This window comes from Pseudonocardia benzenivorans CB1190 (genome assembly GCF_000196675.2).
Classification (GTDB): domain Bacteria; phylum Actinomycetota; class Actinomycetes; order Mycobacteriales; family Pseudonocardiaceae; genus Pseudonocardia; species Pseudonocardia benzenivorans.
The window spans coordinates 78,559-97,721 of sequence record NC_015312.1; the positions used below are offsets into that span (position 1 = coordinate 78,559).

Consider the following 19,163-nt stretch of genomic DNA (forward strand, 5'->3'; position numbering starts at 1 on the left):
AGGCGTTGTGATCTGGGTCATGTCTGGTTCATATTCGGGAGCGTGACGACGAGCTCACTCACGGTGTGAGGGGAGCCGATGACCGCGGACACGCCTTCCGAAACGCCCGTTCGCTTCCGGGACCTCGGTCCGCTGGAGATCGAACGGGGCGGCGAGGTGAGCGCGGTGGGTGGTGCCCGGCTGGAGTCGGCGCTCGCATTGCTGCTGATCCACGGCGGCCACACCGTCGGTGTCGACGCGTTGTGCGAGGCCATGTGGGGCGAGCGCGGCGTCGACCGCTCGGTGTCCACCCTCGACTCCCACGTCTGGCGGCTGCGCCGGGTGCTCGAACCCGGCCGGGCGCGGGGTGCCGCGTCGAAGGTCCTGGTCCGCGACCCGGGCGGCTACCGGCTCGTCCTGGCCGGGGACGATGCGACCGACTCGGGACGTTTCGTCCGGCTGGCCACCGCCGCGGCCGATCGTCTCGCCGCCGGCGATGCGGCCGGCGCTCTGCAGCAGGCCTCCCGGGCGGCAGCCCTGTGGCGGGGCCGGCCCTACGGCGTGGCCGCCGACGAGGACTGGGCGCATGCCGCCGTCGCCCGTCTCGACGCGGTCCGCGCCGGCCTCCGCGAGACCCACATCGGGGCGCTGTTGGGCACCGGCGCCCCGGAGCAGGCCCTCGGCGAGCTGGAGACGGCGCTGGCCGAGGAACCGCTGCGGGAGCGGCTGTGGCTGCTGCGGATGACGGCGTACCGCGACGCCGGCCGACGCGCCGAAGCACTGCGGGCCTACACCGACGCCCGCACGGTTCTCGTCGACGAACTGGGCGTCGAGCCCGGGCCCGATCTCAAGGCGCTGCACGCCGAACTGCTGCGTGACGACGCGTCGGCGCCCGTCGCCGCGCCCGCCCGGGCCGAGCCGCCGCAGCACCTTCCCGCGGCGCGGAACCGGCTGGTCGGGCGGGAACGGGAGACGGCCGAGATCGCAGGGCTGGTCGCGCCCGGACGGCTGGTCACGCTCGTGGGCGCGGCGGGGTGCGGTAAGACGCGGCTCGCGCTGGAGGTCGCCCGGGAGACGGCGCCGCCCGGCGGCTCGTGGTTCGTCGACCTCACGGTCGCCACCCCAGAGCGGGTACCCGAGACGGTCGCCTCCGCGCTGGAGCTGCCGGCCCCGGGCCCGGTCGAGCCCGCGGACGCGTTGCGCCGCTTCACCTCTGCCCGGCGGATGCTCGTCGTCCTCGACAACTGCGAGCACGTCCTCGACGCCGTCGCCGAGCTGGTGGAGGAGATGCTGGTCGAAGGGTCGCAGCTCGCGGTACTGGCGACCAGCCGGGAACCGCTCGAGGTCGACGGCGAGGAGGTCGTGGCCCTGGCGCCGCTCACGTCGGCGGCCGCCGTCGAGCTGTTCCTCGACCGGCTCGACGCGCTCGTGCCCGGCGGGGTGCGCGACGACGAGTCGATGGCCGACGTCCGCGACATCGCCGAGGCCGTCGACGGGCTGCCGCTCGCGCTGGAGCTGGCCGCCGGCCGCGCCCGCGCGTACACGTTGACCGAGATCGCCTCCCAGGTCCGGGCCGACGCCAGCACGCTGAGTCGGGTCGGGCGCGGCCGCGGCACGAACCATCACCGGACGGTCCGCGACGCCGTCGGCACCAGCTACCGCGACCTCCCTGAACCCCTCGCCGCGCTGCACCGGGCCGTCGGTGCCGTGCCGGGCCCGTTCACCGTCGACGTCGCGGCGGCGCTGACCGGGATGACGACTACGGACGCGGTCGACGGCACCGCCGCGCTGGTGCACCGGTCCATGCTGTCGGCGCTCGGGCCGCTGCGAGTCGGTGGTGTGTCGCGGTTCGCCCAGCTCGCGACGGTTCGCGGGCACGCCGTCCACGAGGCCGACCGGGCCGGTGAGGACCCGGCGGCACGGCGCGACGCGTGGGTCGAGGGTCTCGCCCGTGCCAAGCCGCGGCTGGGCGCGCACACGATGGCGAGCTGGTACGCCGCGCTCGACGACGACCTCGCCTCGATCCGCGCGACGATGCAACGCACCCTCGTCGACGCCCCCACGCCGTTGGGCGCGACCCTCGCGGCCCGCCTCGGGCTGTACTGGGCGTTCAGCGGGATGGCGCTGGAGGGCGACCGGTGGCGCGACGCCGCGCTGCGGACGTTGGGGGCCGAGCTCGTGGACCCGGTCGACCGGGTGCTGCTCCTGCTCGGCAACGCGAACTCCCGGCTCGTGCAGGGCGATCCCGCCGTCGGACGGGTCCTGGTTCGGGACGCGCTGGCGGTCGCGGAGTCCCTGACCGGCGACGACGCAGTCATCGTGTGCGACGACCTCGCTGTCACGACGGGCCCGTTGCGCCGCGTCGGCGACGCCGAGGTGCTCGCCGAGGTGGCGGCCGCGACCCGCCGGCTCGCCGCGGGTGCCCCGGAGCTCGACGTCGTCGTCCGGCACACGGAGCTGGTCGCCGACGCCGCCGCCGATCCACGCCCGGAGCTGGTCGCGCGCTTCGCCGCGCTGCACGACGACGCCCGCGCCGCCGACAACCTCTACACGGCATGGAGCGCCGCGGCGGGGGCCGCGACGATCGCACTCGCCGCCGACCGGCCCGACCAGGCACTGCCCTGGGCCCGCGCGACGCTGCAGGCGTCGGCCGACGCGGGCCTGCGCGACAACGCCTACGCGCTGGAGCTGTACGGCCTCACGCTCGGCCGGTCCGGCGAGGACGCCACGGCACTGCGCGTCCTCGGTGCGGCCGAGGCCCAGCACCGCGCGGCAGGCGTGCCGTGGCCTCGGAACGAGGAGATGTCGACGCTCCTCGCCACCATCACCACACGTCTCGGCGCCACGGTGGCCGACCGCGCCCGCGCCGAGGGGGCCCGCACCAGCCTCGCCGAGTTCCTGGCCTGAGCAGCGACTTCAATCCGTGGGACCGAGTTGGAGCCGAGTTGGAGGACCCGGGGCACGGTTGTCGGCAGACGAGCGGAGACACCGCCCGCAGCGGGACCGGAGTACCCGACATGACCACGTTGAGCATCTGGACGTTCGCCACCGAGGCCGGCGCCGAGGCCGCGCTGCGCCCGCTGGAACGGCGCCAGCACCAGCGGCTGCTCCACGTCGACGACGTGGCCGTCGTCGCCTGGGCGGCCGACGCGGTACGGCCCAGGACCTACCAGGCCGGGACCGCCGCCGGGACGGCCGCGCTGTCCGGCGCGTTCTGGGGCCTGCTGTTCGGGACGGTGTTCCTGCTCCCGCTCAGCCGCCCCGCGGCCGCCACCGGTGCCGGGCTCGCCCACCTCGGGCTGTCCGACGAGTTTCTCGGGCACGCCCGCGGCCGCGTCGTCGCAGGCACGTCGGCGCTGTTCCTGCTCGCCGACGACGCCGCGCTCGACCCGGTCCGCGACCTGTTCGCCGACACGCACACCGACCTGCTCGTCAGCACCCTCACCCGCCACCAGAAGGACGCGCTGACCCGCGCCTTCTCCGCCGACACCCGGTCCACCGACCCGACTGGAGCCACCCGATGAACGCCACCTCCGACACCGTCCTGGTCGTCGGCGCCGGCCCGGTCGGCCTCACCGCCGCCGCCCAGCTCGCCCGTTTCGACGTGTCCGTCCGGGTGATCGAGGCGCTGGAGCAGCCGACGACCGAGTCGCGCGCCGTCGGCGTGCACGCCCGGAGCCTGGAGATGCTCGCGTCCCTCGGGGTGCTCGAGCGGCTCAAGGCGCTCGGCCGTCGCATCCCGGCGCTGGACGTCGTCGACGGCAGGACCGGCCGGAGCCGCAACCGGCTGGACCTCGGGGACACGGCCAGCCGTCACCCCTACGTGCTCGACGTCGCGCAGCCCGACACCGAGGCCGTGCTGGCCGAGCGGGCGGCCGAGTTGGGTGTCGTCGTCGAGCGGGGTGTCGCGCTCACCGCGCTGTCCCAGGACGACGACGGCGTCGACGTCACCCTGCGCGGCGCCGACGGGGAGTCGACCATCCGGGTCGGCTGGGTGCTGGGCGCCGACGGCGGGCACAGCACGACCCGTCGCCTCGTCGGCACCGAGCTCGACGGCGGCTTCCACGGCCAGCACTTCGCGATGGCCGACGCCGACGTCGAGACGAGCTACGCGCCCGACGCGATCCGGATGTTCACCCATCCCGACGGCATGGGGATGCTGTTCCCGCTGGCCGGCGCGCGGGCCCGGATCATGTTCCTCGTCGACGCCCCGCCCGAGGGGAGGACGGCGCCCACGCTCGCGGAGATGCAGGCGATGGCCGACGTCCGGATGGGCGGCGCCGTCAAGATGGGTACGCCGCGCTGGCTCACCTACTTCGAGGTCCACCACGCCCAGGTGCCGCAGTACCGGTTCGGCCGCGTGTTCCTGGCCGGCGACGCCGCGCACATCCACAGCCCGGCGGGTGCGCAGGGCATGAACACCGGCATCCAGGACGCCGCGAACCTCGCGTGGAAGCTCGCGCTCGTCGCTCGGGGCCGGGCCGACGCCGCACTGCTCGACACGTACAACGACGAGCGGCACCCCGTCGGCGCCATGGTGGTCCGCACGACGACGACGCTGACCGACGTCGGTACCGCCTCGGGCCCGCAGGCCGCCCTGCGCAACATCGCGATGTACCTGGTCGGGCACGTCCATGTGATCAACAACGCCGTCGGCTCGACCATGGCCGAGCTGACGATCAACTACCGCGACAGCGCCCTGTCGGTGCACCACGGCCGCGCCGCGGTCAAGGCCGGCGAGCACGCCCCCGACCCCGCGGGCACCGCCGTCGCCGTCGAGGACCTGCTGACGACACCTGGCTTCCTGCTGGTCGTCAGCGGTGCCGAGCACGAGGCCGCGCTGCGTGAGGTCCTCGGCGACCTCGGCACCGTCGTGACCGCCGACGCCGCCCTCGTCCGGGCCTACGGCTGGCCGATCGACGGCATGGCGCTGATCCGTCCCGACGGCTACCTCGGTCTCGTCGCCGACTCCGCCCACCCGGATGTGCTGCGCGACTACCTCGCGACGGCGTTGCGGATCGCGATGCCGTCATCGAGCTGACCGTTCCGCTCGAAGGCTCCACAACCGGCCGGCTTCGGCGGCGAGAGCCGGGGCGAGGTCGACGCTCGCCCTGGGTCGAGGACGTGGGCGTTGACCCGTGTGCATCAAACAAGATTGATGTACCGTCCCTGCTGTGGCAGTTCGCGACGACTCCCGGCCGATGTTCGTCCGCGCGGCGGGACATCCAGTGCGCTGGCGTCTGATGTCCGAGCTCGCAGGCGGAGACCTGCGGGTGCGGGAGCTCGTGGGCCGCGTGGGGGAGCGACAGAATCTGGTCTCGTACCACCTACGCCTGCTCCGCGACGGCGGTCTGGTGACGTCCCGGCGAAGCACGTTCGACGCTCGGGACAGCTACTACCACCTCGATCTGGACCGGTGCGCGACGGCGCTCGGAGAGGCGGGCTCGGCCCTGCATGCCGCGCTTCGCACGGTTCCGTCGCTACCGGTCCGACCAGCGCAGCGGACGGTCCGGCCGAGGGTTCTGTTCATCTGCACGGGGAACAGTGCACGGTCCCCGGTCGCTGAAGCCGTGCTCCGGAGCATCTGCGGCGAGCGCGTCGAGGTCGTGAGCGCCGGGAGTCATCCCAGGGACCGGATTCACCCCACGGTCGTCCGGGTGCTGCGCGAGGAGTACGGCCTCGATGTCGCGGCACAGCGACCGCGGCACCTCGAGGCGTTCGCCGGTCAGCGGTTCGACGTCGTGGTCACCTTGTGCGACCGGGCTCGTGAGGTGTGCCCGGAGTTCGGCGGCGCGGCCCGCCAGGTGCACTGGAGCCTGCCCGATCCGGCCGGCGGTGACGATGCCACGTTCGTGGCGAGCGCCCGCGCGATCGCCACCCGTGTTCGCCATCTCGTCCCGACACTCGACATCACCACGCAGGAGGTCACGTCATGAGTTCCGACGAGCGCGCCAGTGTTCTCTATCTGGTGGACGACGTGGAGGCTGCCGTCGACTTCTACACGGCTCGGCTCGGCTTCACCGTGAACACCAACGTCGCGCCGGCGTTCGCCGACGTCGTGCGTGGCCCGATGCGCCTGCTGTTGTCGGGGCCGGCCAGTTCCGGGGCCCGGGCGACCCCGGAGCAGTTCGCCGCAGCGGGGCGCAACCGCATCCATCTGGTCGTGGACGATCTCGATGCCGAGATCACGCGCCTGCACGCCGCCGGTGTGCCCTTCCGCAGCGAGCCGATCTCCGGGCCGGGCGGTCGGCAGATCCTGATCGGCGATCCCTCCGGCAACCTCGTCGAACTGTTCCAGCCCGCCTGAGCCCGCGACCCGTCCTCGCCGGACCCTGCCTGGACAACGCACGGGGTAGCCGTGAGGATCCCCGGATGGCGGTGGTCGACGTGAGTGTCGACGCAGTGATCCCGCGGCCGGTCGAGGAGGTCGCGGAGTTCGCGGCCGACCCGTCGAACGCCCCGTCCTGGTACGCGAACATCGAGTCGGTGGAGTGGCTCAGCCCGCCGCCGCCGGCGGTCGGGAGCGCGGGTGGCGTTCGTGGCCCGGTTCCTGGGCCGGCGCCTGGCCTACGCGCTGCTCAGGGACCGACGCCCGCTCCGCCGCCCTCGGCTGACGTGCCGCCCGGCCGTCCCGTCGACCCGTACGCTCGCGCACCTGCGTCATCGAGGACCGACGGGCTCGGGAGCGGGCGTGGTCGCCGCGCGACGGGCGCGGCGGCCGAGGTGGACGATCATCCCCGCACACACCAGCATGGGCCCGGCCAGTGCGAGGAACACCGCGGTCGGTGACCAGTTCGCGCTGAGGGCGGCGCCCACGACCAGTGGTCCGAGGATGCCGCCGAGCCTCCCGATCCCGAGCGCCCAGCCGACGCCGGTCGAGCGGACGCTCGCCGGGTAGACGACCGCGGCGAGCGCGATCAGCGCCTTCTGTCCGCCGCTGACCCCGCAGCCGACGAGGAACAGCGCCGGCAGCATCACCCACTCCGGCCCCGCGAACGCCGGCCCGGCCACCGCCAGGAACACCGCTCCGACCACGAACAGCACGGCCAGTGAGCCGAAGGCGCCCAACCGGTCCATGGCCGGGCCGACGACCAGGGCGACCGCGATGCCGCCCACCGTGATCAGGCTCGTGGCGCTGACGACGGTGCCGCCGGCGAAGCCGAGATCGGTCAGCATCGTCGGGAGCCAGCTCTGCAGCGCGTAGAACTCCCCGAGGTTCACCGCGAACACCACCCACAGCAGGACGGTCCCGAGGACCCCGCCGTTGGCCAGGACCGCCCGCAGCTTCACCCGGCCGCCCGCCTCGGTCGGGTCGACCAGCACGGGCTGCACCTGCACGGGGAGGGTCCGGTCGATGCGCCGGCAGAGCTGGTACGCCCGTTCGGGGTCCGCGCCCCGACCGGTGAGGAAGGCCAGCGACTCCGGCAGGAACCGAAGCATCACCGGGATGATCACCATCGGGGCCAGGGCTCCGACGAGGAACACCGAGCGCCAGCCGAACGTCGGCTCCAGCCAGCCCGTCACGAGGCCGGCGGCGACGAACCCCAGCGAGAAACCGCAGTAGATCGCCAGCACGAAGCTGGCCCGGACCCGCTTGGGGCTGTACTCGGCGGTGAGCGCGACGGCGCTCGGAGCCGCCGCGCCGAGGCCGATCCCGGTGACCAATCGCAGCACGACCAGCTCGGTGACGCCGCCGACCCACACCGACACGAGGCTCGTGAGGGCGAACACCGCGGTGCCGGCGATCACCAGCCTGCGATGACCGAAGCGGTCCGAGAGCGGCGAGAGGACGAGGTAGCCGATCATCAATCCGACCAGCGCCGAGGAGAAGATCGGGCCGAGGACCGCGGTGGACAACCCCCAGTCCCGGGCGATGTGCGGGGCGAGATAGTTGATGACCTGGGTGTCGAAGCCGTCGAGGAACATCACCGTCCCGCACAGCGCGACCGCGACGTACTGGAACCGGCTGATCCGGCGGTCGTCGACGAAGCCCGTCAGCCGTACCGACTCGCTCACCGGACCGACGCCAGCAGTCCGGCGAGCTGGGCCGGATGCGTCAGCGGGGCCATGTGGGTCGCGTCGAGCCGGACGAGGTGGTCCACGCCCGTCGCCATCCGCTCCTGGTCGGCGGGGAAGATCGCGCGGTCGCGCGCGCACAGCACGTAGGTGACCGGGTGGGCGGGCGCGGGAGCGGTGGCGGGCTGGGCGAAGGTGATCGCGGCGTGGCCGTTGCGCCGGGCGTGGACGTCGGCGAACGCGGCCTCGTCGAGGTCCGCGGCGAGCACGTCGCGGGCGACCGCCTGGTCGGCGGTGACGTGCAGGCTGCCGTCCTCGCGCGCCTCGATCCACTCGACCGGGTGCGGCGATCGCACGTCCGACAGGCTCTTGCCGGCGGAGGGCCGGAACGCGGCCACGAAGACGCTGTGGCGCACCCGGGGGTGGGCGGCCAGCTCCCCGGTCACGATGCCGCCGTAGGAGTGGCCGACGAGGACAACGCCGTCGTCGGAGTCGACGCCGTCGTCGGAGTCGACGCCGTCGAGCACCGAGCGGACGTGAGCCACGTCGGCGGCGAGGTCACCGCGGGCGGCCGGGTCGTCCGCGCCGCTGGGCAACTGCTCGACGACGTGCACCGAGTGGCCGCGCGACCGCAGGTCGTCGGCGACCCGCGACCAGGTCCAGCCGGCGAACCAGGCGCCGTGGACGAGGACGAGTTGCATCGTGATTCTCCCTTGAACCGTGGTGGCCGGTCCGGCCGGCGCTGTCGGACAGGTGACGCGCGGTGCGCGCCGCGGTGTCGGCCGTGTCAGGCCCGGATCGTGGTGGTGGCGGGTACGAACGTGTCTGCGTGGTAGCGCTCGGACGCCAGCCCTGCGCGGCTGGTGAGCAGGGCGTGCGTCCCCGCGGTCATCGCCTCGCCACCGCAGGCGTACACGTGGTGGGCGGTCAGGTCGGGGTGGGCGGTGAGCGCGGCGTGCTGGACGTGGCCGGTCATTCCGGCCCAGTCGCGGCCGGGTCGGGAGAGCACCGGTGTGAAGGTGAACCATGGGTGCCGCTCGGCCCACCGGCGCGGCTGTTCGGCCAGGTAGAGGTCGTCCTCGGTGCGCACGCCCCAGTACAGATGGACCGGTCGGGTGCGGCGCCGGGCGATGAGGTCGAGCACGATCGACCGGAACGGTGCGAAGCCGGTTCCGGTGGCCAGCAGCAGGACGGGGGAGTCCCCGTCGTCCAGCACGAACTCGCCGAACGGGGTCTCGACCTCGAGGGTGTCCCCGGGCTCCAGTGCGCCGACGGTCAGATCGGAGAAGAGGCCGCCGGGCTCCGTGCGGACGTGCAGCTGCGCGGCGTCGTTGTGCTGCGGGGGGTTGGCGAGGGAGTAGGGCCGAGGTTCGGCTCCGGGCAGCCGGACCTCGAGGAACTGGCCCGCGCGGAACGGCGCCCGGCGCCCGATGGGGAACCGCAGGTCGAGCACCACCACCCGGGGGGCGGGCCGCCGGATTCGGTGCACCACGGCGGTCAGCGTCCTGCGGCGGGGCGCCTCGCCACGGGCGATGCGCCGCGGGCTGATCACGACCGGCCCCCGGGGCTCGGCCCGGCACATCAGCACCGACTCGGCGGGCCCGGCGACCTCGCCCCGACCGCGCACCACGGCCGAACCCGACACCAACGATCCGGTGCACGAGGTGCACACGCCCTTGCGGCAGGAGTAGGGGATCGCCCAGCCGGCGTGCTCGGCCGCCTCGAGCACGGTCTGCCCCGGTGCGCAGGGTATCCGGATGTCCGTGCCCGCCACGGCGATCGTGGAGGTGCTCACGCGGTGGTCTCCTTCGTTCGTCCGAACCGGGCCAGCGCACGGACCACGGCGGCAGGATCGGCGACGCCACGCCCGGCGATGTCGAAGGCGGTACCGTGGCCGACGCTGCTGAACGCCACCCCCGCACCGACGGTCATCGCCGTCGCCGTGCGGCCCGCCAGCAGCTTGACCGGCACGTGGCCCTGGTCGTGGTACATCGCCACGAATCCGTCGTGGCCCGGGGTGGTGAGCAGCACGTCGGAACCGGTGGGTCCGACCGCGTCGACGCCGAGCTCGCGCAGCGCGGCGACAGCGGGCACCGTGACCCGCTCGTCGTCGTCACCGAACAGGCCGCCCTCGCTCGCGTGCGGGTTCACGCCCATCACCCCGATCCGCGGTTGCGGGACCCCGAAGGACCGCAGAGCGCCGTGCAGCGCCTGCCCCGCAGCTGTGACGAGTTCGGGAGTGAGCCTGGCGAGGCCGTCGGCGAGACGTTCGTGCAGCGTGGCGTGCACGATGTCGAGTCCGCCCCCGGAGAGCAGTAGGAACACCCGGTCCTCGGGCACCCCGGTGAGCTGGGCGATGAGCGGGGGGTAGCCGCGGAACGCGATGCCCGCGGCGTGCACCGCGGTCTCCGAGTGGGGGCAGGCCACGATTCCGCGGTAGCCGCCGCCGAGTGCGAGCGCGACCGCGGTGCTGACGTACCGGACCGTCGCCGCGCCCGCCTCGGCGCTGACCGTGCCGGGCCGGAAGGCGTCCTCCGGCAGCGCGGCGACGTCGACGAGGTCCAGCACGCCGGCCTCGGGCGGTACGTCCGGGACGTGCTCGCGCAGCCGCACCCCGGCCGCGGCCGCGTGCCCGGCGAGCACGTGGCGGTCGCCGACGAGTACCGGCGGTTCCTGCGCGGCGGCCGCCGCGGCGACGGCGATCTCCGGGCCGATGCCGTTGGGGTCGCCGACGGCCAGCAGCACGCGGCTCACAGCGGCAGCGCCAGCAGCGTGTCGATCTCCTTGCTGTCGCACACCACGACCCGTTCGCGCAGCAGTGCCCGGCCGTCCGCGAGGTGGTACCGGTCGACGTAGCGGCCGGTCGCGAACACGTCGGTCGGGCCCCCGCCGGTCACGCGCATCACGACGAACGGCGTCTCGCTCCGCACGTCGCCGCCCGACTCGGAGAGGACCGCGGGCAGGCCCAGCATGTGCCGATAGACGTGCGGTTCGTAGATGTTGGCCTCCTGCAGCGCCGACACCCGGTCCCGGAGCATCCCGCGGGTGTCGGCCCAGATCACGCCGGCGGGCAGGCCGCGGGAGTAGTTGTCCGCGGTGGTGATCCGGTAATGGCAGTCCTCGGTGAAGAAGAGCGGCCAATCGTCGAGCGGCCCGTCGTCGATGCAGCGGGCGTAGTGCGCCTGGGCGCGGGCGATCGCAGTCTGGTTGTCCATCACGCGTGCCCCTCGCGGGTGATCCGGGACAGCTCGTGCTCACCGATCTCGTGCAGCGGTGCGGCGTCGTCGGCGACGAAGCCCATCGACGCGCGGTACGCCTGCCAGAACCCGCGGACGGAGGCCTCGGTCACCCGGCTCGCGCTCGACTCCGCTGTCTCGCCGCCCATCTGGAGCGTCGCGTACTCGTCCGACGCGCCGGCGATGCCGCGTTGCCGAACCCGCCGATCCCACCGTCCTCCATCGAGACGTATCCGGCGGGCCCGACCAGGTTGGACTGCTTCATCCGTACCAGGCGTTGCTCCTCGGTATCGGACTCGAAACCGAGATAGGTCCAGTTCAGCACCGTGTCGTCGGTGCCACGGGGCAGGATCTGGCGCACGGCGACGGAGTTCTGGATCTGCTGCAGCACGAACCCTGGGTAGACGGACAGGATCTGCAGCGTCACGTCGTCCCCGACCTCGCTGGAGCCCTCCAGGATCGACGGGTCGGCGAGCCGGTACTCCGACTCGGACCGGATGTTCTGCTGGCTGTACTCGGTGTCGGCCACGGCGGTGCGGTCGATCGCGGAGTAGCTCACGTGATGCCCGCCGGAGCGGTCGACGATGATGCCGCCCCGCTGGGAGAGCCGGTTGATGCCGAAGGTGGTGAAGAACAGGTGCAGGATGCTCGCGTGGTAGCTGTCCCGGACGTTCTCCGCGTACAGCTTCCAGTTGTTGGGCAGCCGCTGCGTGAAGCGGCCCAGCACCACCGGCGTCCGGCCGCCGAGCACCCGGTCGATCCGGTCGAGGATCTGTTCGCCGAGGTACTCCTCGATGTCGGGAAGGTCGTTCGACAGGGTGCCGAACACCAGGCCGTGGACCACGGCGATGCGCAGCTTGCGCGGGCCGTGGTCGTTCATGCAGAACCCGGCCGGCATGCCGCCCCGGCCCTGGACGCCCTCGGCGAAGGCGACCGCGGTCAGGTCGCCCTGCAGGTTGTAGGTCCAGGCGTGGTAGACGCAGGTGAACTCGCGGGCCGAGCCGTGGTCGGCCATCGCGATCAGTGCCCCGCGGTGGGCACAGCGGTTCTCGAATGCGTAGATCTCGCCGTCGACGTCGCGGGTGACGAGGACCGGCTGCTCGCCGATGAAGGTCGCGCAGAAGTCACCGGGCTCGGCGAGCTCCGCCTCCAGGCAGAGGTAGCTCCAGGTCGGCCCGTGGAAGATCCGGTCCTGCTCGGCACGGTAGACCTCCTCGTCCTGGAACACCCAGTACGGGACGCGGCTCAGCGACTGCGGCCAACTCCTGTCGGGCGCGCGCCCCACGACCGTGCCGCTGAGGCGATCCATCGTCGGTTCCTCCCGTCCGGCGCCGCTCGACGGGCGCGGCGCCCCCTGCTAATGTGTTCGATAATCGAACGACGATCCGAATATCGAACACATTGAAGACGTGGGTGGACCCTGTCGTCAACCCGGGTCTCGGAGGAGGACCATGCCCGCAGCCGAGGGAATGGCCGGGCTGGCCAAGGGACTGGCGATCCTCGAACACTTCGGCCAGGCCAGACCGTCGCTCACGATCAGCGAGGCCGCCGAGTTGACCGGGCTGAGCCGCGCGGTGGCGCGCCGTTGCCTGCTCACCCTCGTCGAGGTCGGGTACCTCACCCACGACGGCAGGTACTTCGCGCCGACGCCGCGGCTGTTGCGGCTGGGTGACGCCTATGTCGAGTCGACCGCCCTGCCCCAGCTGGCGGAGCCGCACCTGGCGGCCGTGCGTGAGAACGTGCAGGAGTCCGCGTCGCTCGCCGTCCTGCAGAACGACGACGCGCTGTTCATCGCCCGCAGCGAGGCGAGGCGGATCGTGAACACCGGCGTCCGGGTCGGGGCGGCCGTGCCCGCCTACGCGTCGGCGACCGGGCACGTGCTGCTGGCGGGCCTGACGGAGGCGGACCTCGAGGTCTACCTCGCTCGCTGCACGCCCCAGCCGCGGACGCCGAAGACCCCGCGGACCGCGGCCGAGATCCGGGACCGCGTGCACCGGGCCCGCGAGGAACGCGCAGCGTTCACCGACGAGGAGCTGGAGTACGGGCTGCGCTCGCTCGCGGTGCCGGTGCTCGACTCCCGCAACCACGTGGTCGCCGCGATGTCGGTGAGCGCGACGGCCGCGCGGATTTCGATGAGCCGGATGCGCAAGGACTTCCTGCCGATCCTGCACGAGCAGGCCGACCTGCTGGGGCGCAAACTCTGAGCAGCCTTCTCAGGTCGGCGTCGAGGCCCGAGCGCAACCTGAGCGTCGCGCTCGCGCGTCCGCACAGCACTGGGGTTGCAGCCGCTTACCGGATGCCGACGATCACCCGGTCGTCACCGACCTGCCACACGGTCCCGGCCTCGGCGAACCCGGCCTCGAGCAGGAACGTGAGGTAGTCGTGGACCGTCGGTCTGTCGTCGACGACGTGGGCGAAACCGCCGGCGCGCGCCTTGACGAGGTCGGCGAGCTCGGGTGCCTCGTCGACGGCGCGCCACCACGTCTGCCAGTCCTCGGGGCGGTCGGTGCCGGTCCGGACGGCCCGTCGGGCGGTGAGCGAGCGGGCGAGTGCGTCGAGCCGAGGGGCGACGGGGCCCTCGTAGAGGTGGTCGCCGTCGACGAACACCCCGCCGGGTGCCAGCTCCGCGCCGCAGCGGGAGATCAACGCACGTAACGGCCCCCGGTTCATCCAGTGCAGCGCCGTGGTGCTGACGAACGCGTCGGGCGCCCGGTCGAGGCCCAGCGCCGCGAACCAGGTGTCCTCGCGCAGGTCGCCGGCGACGGTCCGCAGCCGGTCGGAGCCGTGCGCGAGATCGGCGAGGCCGCGCAGCAGCGGGTCGGCGTCGATACCCACGACCCGGGCCCCGGGGAGCCGCTCGAGCAGCCGGACGGCGAGCGAGCCGGGTCCGGTCCCGAGGTCGACGATCAGCGGGTCGGGGCGCCGGACGACCTCCTCCACGACGTCCGCGATCACCGCGAACCGCTCCTCGCGGTCGGGCATGTAGTGCTCCTGCTGGCGGTCCCACCGGTCGAGCCAGTACCGGGCCCGGTCGCGGGTCGGCATCCGTCGCACCTCCGTGTCTCCGGTTCGCCCGGACTATATCTGTTTGTCTGCTCAGATGAGTATTCTGACCGCTGCGCTTCTGCTGCGACGCTCGGAGGTCCCCTGTGCCCGTCTCCCGCCGTTCCTTCCTCGCCGGGGTCGCCGGCGCGGGTGCTCTCGCAACGCTCGCGGCCTGTGCGAACGGCGGCGCGGGCGGTGCGCCGCAGACGGGTGGACGGCTGCGCGCGGCGTTCGTCGCCGGCGGGGCGCAGGAGACGCTCGATCCGCACAGGTTGCCCCAGTTCATGGACCAGGCCCGCGCCAAGGCCTGCTTCGACACCCTCGGCCGCTGGGAACAGGACATGTCCTGCACGCCGCGGCTCGCCGAGTCCTGGGAGCCCGACGCCACCGGTACCCGTTGGCGGATCCGGTTGCGGCAGGCGTCGTTCCACGACGGCCGTCCCGTCCGGGCCACGGACGTCCTCTACACCTACCGGCGGATCGCCGACCCGGCCACGACGGCGAGTGCCGCGGCACTGTTCACGGGCATCGACTTCGCCGCGAGCCGCGCGGTGAACGACCGCGAGCTGGAGATCGTGCTCGGCGCGCCCAACCACCTGTTCCCCGTCGCGCTCGGCTCCTACGGCAGCGAGATCATCCCGGAGGGCACGACGAGCTTCGCCGCACCCGTCGGCTCCGGGCCGTTCCGGTTCGTGTCGTTCACCCCCGGCGGACCGGCGCTCTACCGACGCAACGACGCCTACTGGGACGGCGCCCCCGCGCTCGACGAGCTCGAGTTCCTCCCCGTCGCCGACGAGAGCGCCCGCGTCGGTGCCCTGCTCTCCGGTCAGATCGAGTACGCCCACGACATCCGCGCGACCAGCGCGCAACAGCTCGCGTCGGACTCGCGGACGCAGGTCCTCACCGCCCCGGGCGCGGCGTTCCAGTTCCTCTACGTCAAGCACGACCGCCCACCGTTCGACGACCCCCGGCTGCGCCAGGCGCTCGTGCTCGGCCTCGACCGCGAGGCGCTCGCCCGCGTCGCCCTCCTCGGCCGCGGTCAGCCGGGCAACGACATGTTCGGGAAGGGCCTGCAGTACTACCCGGACGCGGTCCCACAGCGAACCCGAGACGTCGACCGAGCGAAGGCACTCGTCGCCGAGTCCGGCGTGACGACGGTCGAGCTCTCCACCGGCGTCACCGACCCGTCCTGGCCGGCCGCGACCCAGCTGATCGTCGCCCAGCTCGCCGAGATCGGGCTGACCGCCCAGGTCAGGAACGTCCCGCCGGAGACCTACTTCGCCGACGTGCGCAAGAACGCGACCATGCACTTCAGTCGCACCGGGACGCTGCCCGTCCAGAACTGGATCGCGACGACGCAGCTGTCGTCGGCGCTCACGAACAGCTTCAGCAAGTACGTCGACCCCGAGATCGACAGGCTGCACGCGCAGGCCCTCGCCGACCCGGACGAGGGTGCCCGCGCGGCCGCGATCGGCAGCGCGCTCACCCGCATCCACGACAACATCGCCTCGCCGATCTGGGGCATCAGTGACTGGATCGTCGGCGTGCACGGAGACGTCAAGGGTCTGCAGGGCTTTCGCCCCAACACGTTCGACTGGGCGAACTTCGCCAAGGCGTCGCTGGGGTGACCGCGCGGGCCGGGATGCGGGTCGGCCTGGCGCTGCTGCAGCTCGTCGCGGTGTCGGTCGGTGTCTTCGTGCTGACGACGTTCCTGCCCGGCGACACGGCCGAGGTGGTACTGGGCCCGCTCGCGACGCCCGAGCAGATCGAGATGCTGCGCGGTCAGCTGGGCCTCGACCGGCCGGTGTGGGCGCAGTTCGCCGACTGGGTGGGCGGTCTCGTGCACGGCGACCTCGGCAGGTCGATCGCCACGGGGCGCCCGGTGGTCGACGACATCGGGTCGCGGCTGGGCCTCACCGTCGTGCTGGCGCTGCTCGCCGTGGTGGTCCTGGTCCCGCTCGTCGTGGTGCTCGGCCTCTACGGTGGCCGGCATCCCGGGTCGCCGGCGGACCGGCTGATCACCGCGGCGACGACCGTCGCGCACGCCGTTCCCGACTTCGCGTTGGGGCTGCTGCTCGTCGCGCTGTTCGCGCTCCAGCTCGGCTGGCTGCCGGCGACGGCCGCGGGCAGCGTCGGGCTCTCCGGGCTGACGGCGCCGATGCTGGTGCTGCCCGTCGCGATCCTGGTGTCCAACCAGCTGGGCCGGCTCGCCCGGCAGGTCCGCATCGGCGTCGTGGAGGCGGACGCGGCCGAGCACGTCGCGCACCTGCGCCGGCTCGGGCTGGCCGAGCGCACGGTCCTGCTGCGCCACGTGCTGCCCGCCGGGGTGGTGCCGTCGCTGCAGCAGTTCGCCCGCACCGTCGACGGGCTGCTCGGCGGGGTGCTCGTCGTCGAGGCGTTGTTCGCGCTGCCCGGTCTCGGGTCCGGCTTCGTGGCGGCCGTACAGACCCGCGACCTGCCGGTCGTCCAGGCGTACGCGCTGCTCTTCGCGGCGACGACGGTCGTGGTCAACCTGGTCGCGGACCTGGCGTCGGCCCGGCTCGTGCCGCAGGCGGTACGGCTGTGACGACACTCGGCCCGTTGACCGAGCTCGCCGTCGCGCCGGCGATGCCGCGGCGCGCCCGGCTCCGCGGCCGGACGACCCGGCGGGTACTCCGGGTGCTCGGCTGGGTGCTGCTCGCGGTGCCGCTGCTGGTCGCGGTCGTCGGCCCGGTACTCGCGCCGTCGACGGCACCGGGCGGCGTCCCGCTGCAGCAGCCCGGGCCCGGGCATCTGCTCGGGACCGACGTCCTCGGCCGGGACCTGCTCGGCCTCGTCCTCGTCGGTGGGACGACGGTGGTGTCGCTGACGTTGGCGTCGCTGGTGCTCGCCTATGCCGTCGCGGTGCCGATCGGGCTGCTCGTCGCCGCGCGCGGGCGGATCCTGGAGGGGCTGACGATCGGGCTGCTCGACGTCCTGCTGGCGCTGCCGTCGTTGCTGGTGCTGATGGTGCTCGCCGCGACCGGGCGGAACGGGATCGGCTGGCTCGTCCTCGCGGTGGCGCTGGTACAGGTGCCCTACGTCGTGCGGCTGGTGCGCGGTGCGGCGGCGGCACCGTCGTGCCTCGCGACGCTCGAGGCGATGACGATGGGCGGCGAGCCCTGGTGGCGTGTGCGGATCGTCGAGACGGGGCGCCGGGTGCTGCCGCCCGTGCTCGTCGACGCGACGACGCGGGTGTCCGGTGTGGTCGGGCTGCTGTCGGCTGCGAACTTCCTGGGCGTCGGGCTCGATCCGGCGGTGGTCGACTGGGCGGTGGTCGTCGACCAGAACATGACGGCGTTGTTCCTGCGGCCGTCGGCCGTGCTGCTGCCCGCGGGGTTGCTCGTCGCACTGTGCGCGGGGACGAACCTGCTGGTCGACGACCTGCTGGAGCGTCGAGCGTGACGGTGCTGGAGGTCGACGGGCTGTGCGCCGACGCGGGGGAGCACCGGCTGCTCCACGACGTCGACCTGGTGCTGGACCGCGGCGAGGTGCTCGCTGTGCTGGGCGACTCGGGGGCGGGCAAGAGCACGCTCGGCCTGGCCCTGCTCGGGGAGTCGGCACCCGGCGTGGCACTCTCCGGCACCGTCCGTCCTGTGAGCGGCGATGGCCGCCATGGCGACGATCGCCGCTCACGACCGACCGGGCGCGTCGCGCTGCTGCCACAGCACCCCGGTGCCGTGCTCGACCCGGTACGGCGCGTCGGTGGGGTGCTGCGCGAGCTGGCGGCGCTCGGGCACGACGACCGGGCCGCCCGTGCCGAGGCGGTCGGCGCCGCCTGCGAGGCAGCCCGTTTCGACCCGGCCCTGCTGCGTCGCTTCCCGCACCAGCTCTCCGGGGGACAGCAGCAGCGTGCGGCGCTGGCGCAGACGCTGGTCACCGGACCCGCGGTGCTCGTCCTCGACGAGCCGACGACGAGCCTGGACCCCGCGACGTCCGCCGAGCTCGTCGACCGGCTCGCCGCGCTGCGCGACGCCGGGACGGCGCTGGTCCTGCTCACCCACGACGAGGAGGTCGCCCGCGCGCTCGGCGGCCGGGCGCTGCGGCTCGACCGCGGCCGGGTCGTCGCCCGCGGGACGGTGGCGGAGCTGCTCGGATGCGCGGCACCGCGGCACGTCCCGGCGAGCCCGGTACCCGGACGGGCCCGGCTCGAGGTCCGCGGGCTCACCGTGGCCGATCGGGCCGGTCGGCTGATCCTGCGCGGCATCGACCTCGACGCGACGGCCGGCGAGATGGTCGCCGTCGTCGGGCCGTCGGGGGCGGGCAAGACGACGCTGGGCCGCGGGATCGCCGGCCTCGTCGACGTCCGCGGCACGGTCCGGGTCGACGGCGCCACGCTGCCCGCCCGGATCGGCCGCCGCAGCCGGCCCCAGCGTCGCGCGGTGCAGTACGTCCACCAGGACCCGCGCGCGACGTTCCTCGCCCGCAGCCCGGTGCTCGACCAGGTCGCCCGCCCGGCGACGCTGCTGCGCGACCTCCCGGCCGCCGCGGCCCGGGAGGAGGCGGGGAAGCTGTTGGCCCGACTCGGTGTCGCGCCCGACGTGGCGGCCCGCCGTCCGGCGACGCTGTCCGGCGGCCAGCTCCAGCGGGCCGCCGTCGCTCGCGCGCTCGTCGCGCGTCCGGCCGTCCTGGTGTGCGACGAGGTCACCGCCGCTCTCGACGCCGCACATCGTGACCACCTGCTCGCCGCGATCGCCGCGCTGCGCCACGATCACGGCACGACGGTGCTGCTGATCAGCCACGACCTGCCGTTGATCGAGCGCGTCGCCGACCGGACCGTCCTCGTCGCCGACGGGTGCCTCCGCGCCGAGGACCCGGTGCGGCGGGCGTCGAGCTGATCGCGTCCCCGCCGCGGCGACCGGGCCGGAC

The 19,163-nt window shown here is 73.5% G+C and carries 18 protein-coding genes; 10 read left to right on the forward strand and 8 right to left on the reverse strand.

Going from position 1 to position 19,163, the window contains the following annotated elements:
- The first annotated feature begins 78 nt into the window (after positions 1–78).
- The 5 genes from PSED_RS00355 (at position 79) to PSED_RS00375 (ending at position 6,286) form a co-directional block, all read left to right on the forward strand.
- Positions 79–2,886: an AfsR/SARP family transcriptional regulator gene (locus PSED_RS00355; protein ID WP_013672285.1), complete on the forward strand. Its 2,808-nt coding sequence runs from the start codon at positions 79–81 to the stop codon at positions 2,884–2,886.
- A 110-nt stretch (positions 2,887–2,996) separates the two neighbouring features.
- Entirely contained in the window at positions 2,997–3,503 is a 507-nt protein-coding gene (locus PSED_RS00360) for a DUF1269 domain-containing protein (RefSeq protein WP_013672286.1), read from the forward strand.
- Positions 3,500–5,020, forward strand: coding sequence for an FAD-dependent monooxygenase (locus tag PSED_RS00365; RefSeq protein ID WP_013672287.1), 1,521 nt, complete (start codon positions 3,500–3,502; stop codon positions 5,018–5,020). The genes PSED_RS00360 and PSED_RS00365 overlap by 4 nt, the downstream gene beginning before the upstream one ends.
- 160 nt (positions 5,021–5,180) lie before the next feature.
- Positions 5,181–5,915 (forward strand): arsenate reductase/protein-tyrosine-phosphatase family protein, encoded by a 735-nt coding sequence (locus PSED_RS00370; protein ID WP_013672288.1) that lies wholly within the window; start codon positions 5,181–5,183, stop codon positions 5,913–5,915.
- Entirely contained in the window at positions 5,912–6,286 is a 375-nt protein-coding gene (locus PSED_RS00375; RefSeq protein WP_013672289.1) for a VOC family protein, read from the forward strand. Before PSED_RS00370 ends, PSED_RS00375 begins: the two co-directional genes overlap by 4 nt.
- Positions 6,287–6,639: 353 nt before the next feature.
- On the opposite strand, the gene PSED_RS00380 is transcribed toward PSED_RS00375, so the two are convergent.
- The 7 genes from PSED_RS00380 to PSED_RS00405 all read right to left on the reverse strand — a co-directional run bounded on the left by PSED_RS00380 (position 6,640) and on the right by PSED_RS00405 (position 12,540).
- Complete coding sequence (locus PSED_RS00380) at positions 6,640–7,995, reverse strand: MFS transporter (RefSeq protein ID WP_013672290.1); 1,356 nt, start codon at positions 7,993–7,995, stop codon at positions 6,640–6,642.
- Positions 7,992–8,696 carry an alpha/beta hydrolase gene (locus PSED_RS00385; RefSeq protein ID WP_013672291.1) on the reverse strand — a complete coding sequence of 235 codons (705 nt, stop codon included), beginning with the start codon at positions 8,694–8,696 and terminating at the stop codon, positions 7,992–7,994. The genes PSED_RS00380 and PSED_RS00385 overlap by 4 nt, the downstream gene beginning before the upstream one ends.
- An 86-nt stretch (positions 8,697–8,782) precedes the next feature.
- Complete coding sequence (locus PSED_RS00390; protein WP_013672292.1) at positions 8,783–9,790, reverse strand: 2Fe-2S iron-sulfur cluster-binding protein; 1,008 nt, start codon at positions 9,788–9,790, stop codon at positions 8,783–8,785.
- Complete coding sequence (locus PSED_RS00395; protein WP_013672293.1) at positions 9,787–10,749, reverse strand: PdxA family dehydrogenase; 963 nt, start codon at positions 10,747–10,749, stop codon at positions 9,787–9,789. Before PSED_RS00395 ends, PSED_RS00390 begins: the two co-directional genes overlap by 4 nt.
- Positions 10,746–11,210 (reverse strand): aromatic-ring-hydroxylating dioxygenase subunit beta, encoded by a 465-nt coding sequence (locus tag PSED_RS00400; protein WP_013672294.1) that lies wholly within the window; start codon positions 11,208–11,210, stop codon positions 10,746–10,748. Before PSED_RS00400 ends, PSED_RS00395 begins: the two co-directional genes overlap by 4 nt.
- Complete coding sequence (locus tag PSED_RS35235; RefSeq protein WP_267939112.1) at positions 11,210–11,344, reverse strand: hypothetical protein; 135 nt, start codon at positions 11,342–11,344, stop codon at positions 11,210–11,212. Before PSED_RS35235 ends, PSED_RS00400 begins: the two co-directional genes overlap by 1 nt.
- Positions 11,341–12,540: an aromatic ring-hydroxylating oxygenase subunit alpha gene (locus PSED_RS00405; protein WP_202946335.1), complete on the reverse strand. Its 1,200-nt coding sequence runs from the start codon at positions 12,538–12,540 to the stop codon at positions 11,341–11,343. The genes PSED_RS35235 and PSED_RS00405 overlap by 4 nt, the downstream gene beginning before the upstream one ends.
- 142 nt (positions 12,541–12,682) lie before the next feature.
- Between PSED_RS00405 and PSED_RS00410 the strand changes: the two genes are divergently transcribed.
- Positions 12,683–13,435 carry an IclR family transcriptional regulator domain-containing protein gene (locus PSED_RS00410; protein WP_013672295.1) on the forward strand — a complete coding sequence of 251 codons (753 nt, stop codon included), beginning with the start codon at positions 12,683–12,685 and terminating at the stop codon, positions 13,433–13,435.
- An 85-nt stretch (positions 13,436–13,520) separates the two neighbouring features.
- Here the strand turns inward: PSED_RS00410 and PSED_RS00415 are convergent, their stop codons facing one another.
- Positions 13,521–14,276 (reverse strand): class I SAM-dependent methyltransferase, encoded by a 756-nt coding sequence (locus PSED_RS00415; protein ID WP_013672296.1) that lies wholly within the window; start codon positions 14,274–14,276, stop codon positions 13,521–13,523.
- Positions 14,277–14,380: 104 nt separating this feature from the next.
- Between PSED_RS00415 and PSED_RS00420 the strand changes: the two genes are divergently transcribed.
- Genes PSED_RS00420 through PSED_RS00435 form a run of 4 tightly spaced genes read left to right on the forward strand, consistent with a single transcriptional unit; the run spans position 14,381 to position 19,132 of the window.
- Positions 14,381–15,904: an ABC transporter substrate-binding protein gene (locus tag PSED_RS00420; RefSeq protein ID WP_013672297.1), complete on the forward strand. Its 1,524-nt coding sequence runs from the start codon at positions 14,381–14,383 to the stop codon at positions 15,902–15,904.
- Complete coding sequence (locus tag PSED_RS00425) at positions 15,901–16,842, forward strand: ABC transporter permease (RefSeq protein WP_013672298.1); 942 nt, start codon at positions 15,901–15,903, stop codon at positions 16,840–16,842. The genes PSED_RS00420 and PSED_RS00425 overlap by 4 nt, the downstream gene beginning before the upstream one ends.
- A gap of 14 nt (positions 16,843–16,856) precedes the next feature.
- Positions 16,857–17,699: an ABC transporter permease gene (locus PSED_RS00430; protein ID WP_233899252.1), complete on the forward strand. Its 843-nt coding sequence runs from the start codon at positions 16,857–16,859 to the stop codon at positions 17,697–17,699.
- Positions 17,696–19,132, forward strand: coding sequence for an ABC transporter ATP-binding protein (locus tag PSED_RS00435; protein WP_013672300.1), 1,437 nt, complete (start codon positions 17,696–17,698; stop codon positions 19,130–19,132). Before PSED_RS00430 ends, PSED_RS00435 begins: the two co-directional genes overlap by 4 nt.
- The last annotated feature ends 31 nt before the right edge of the window (positions 19,133–19,163 follow it).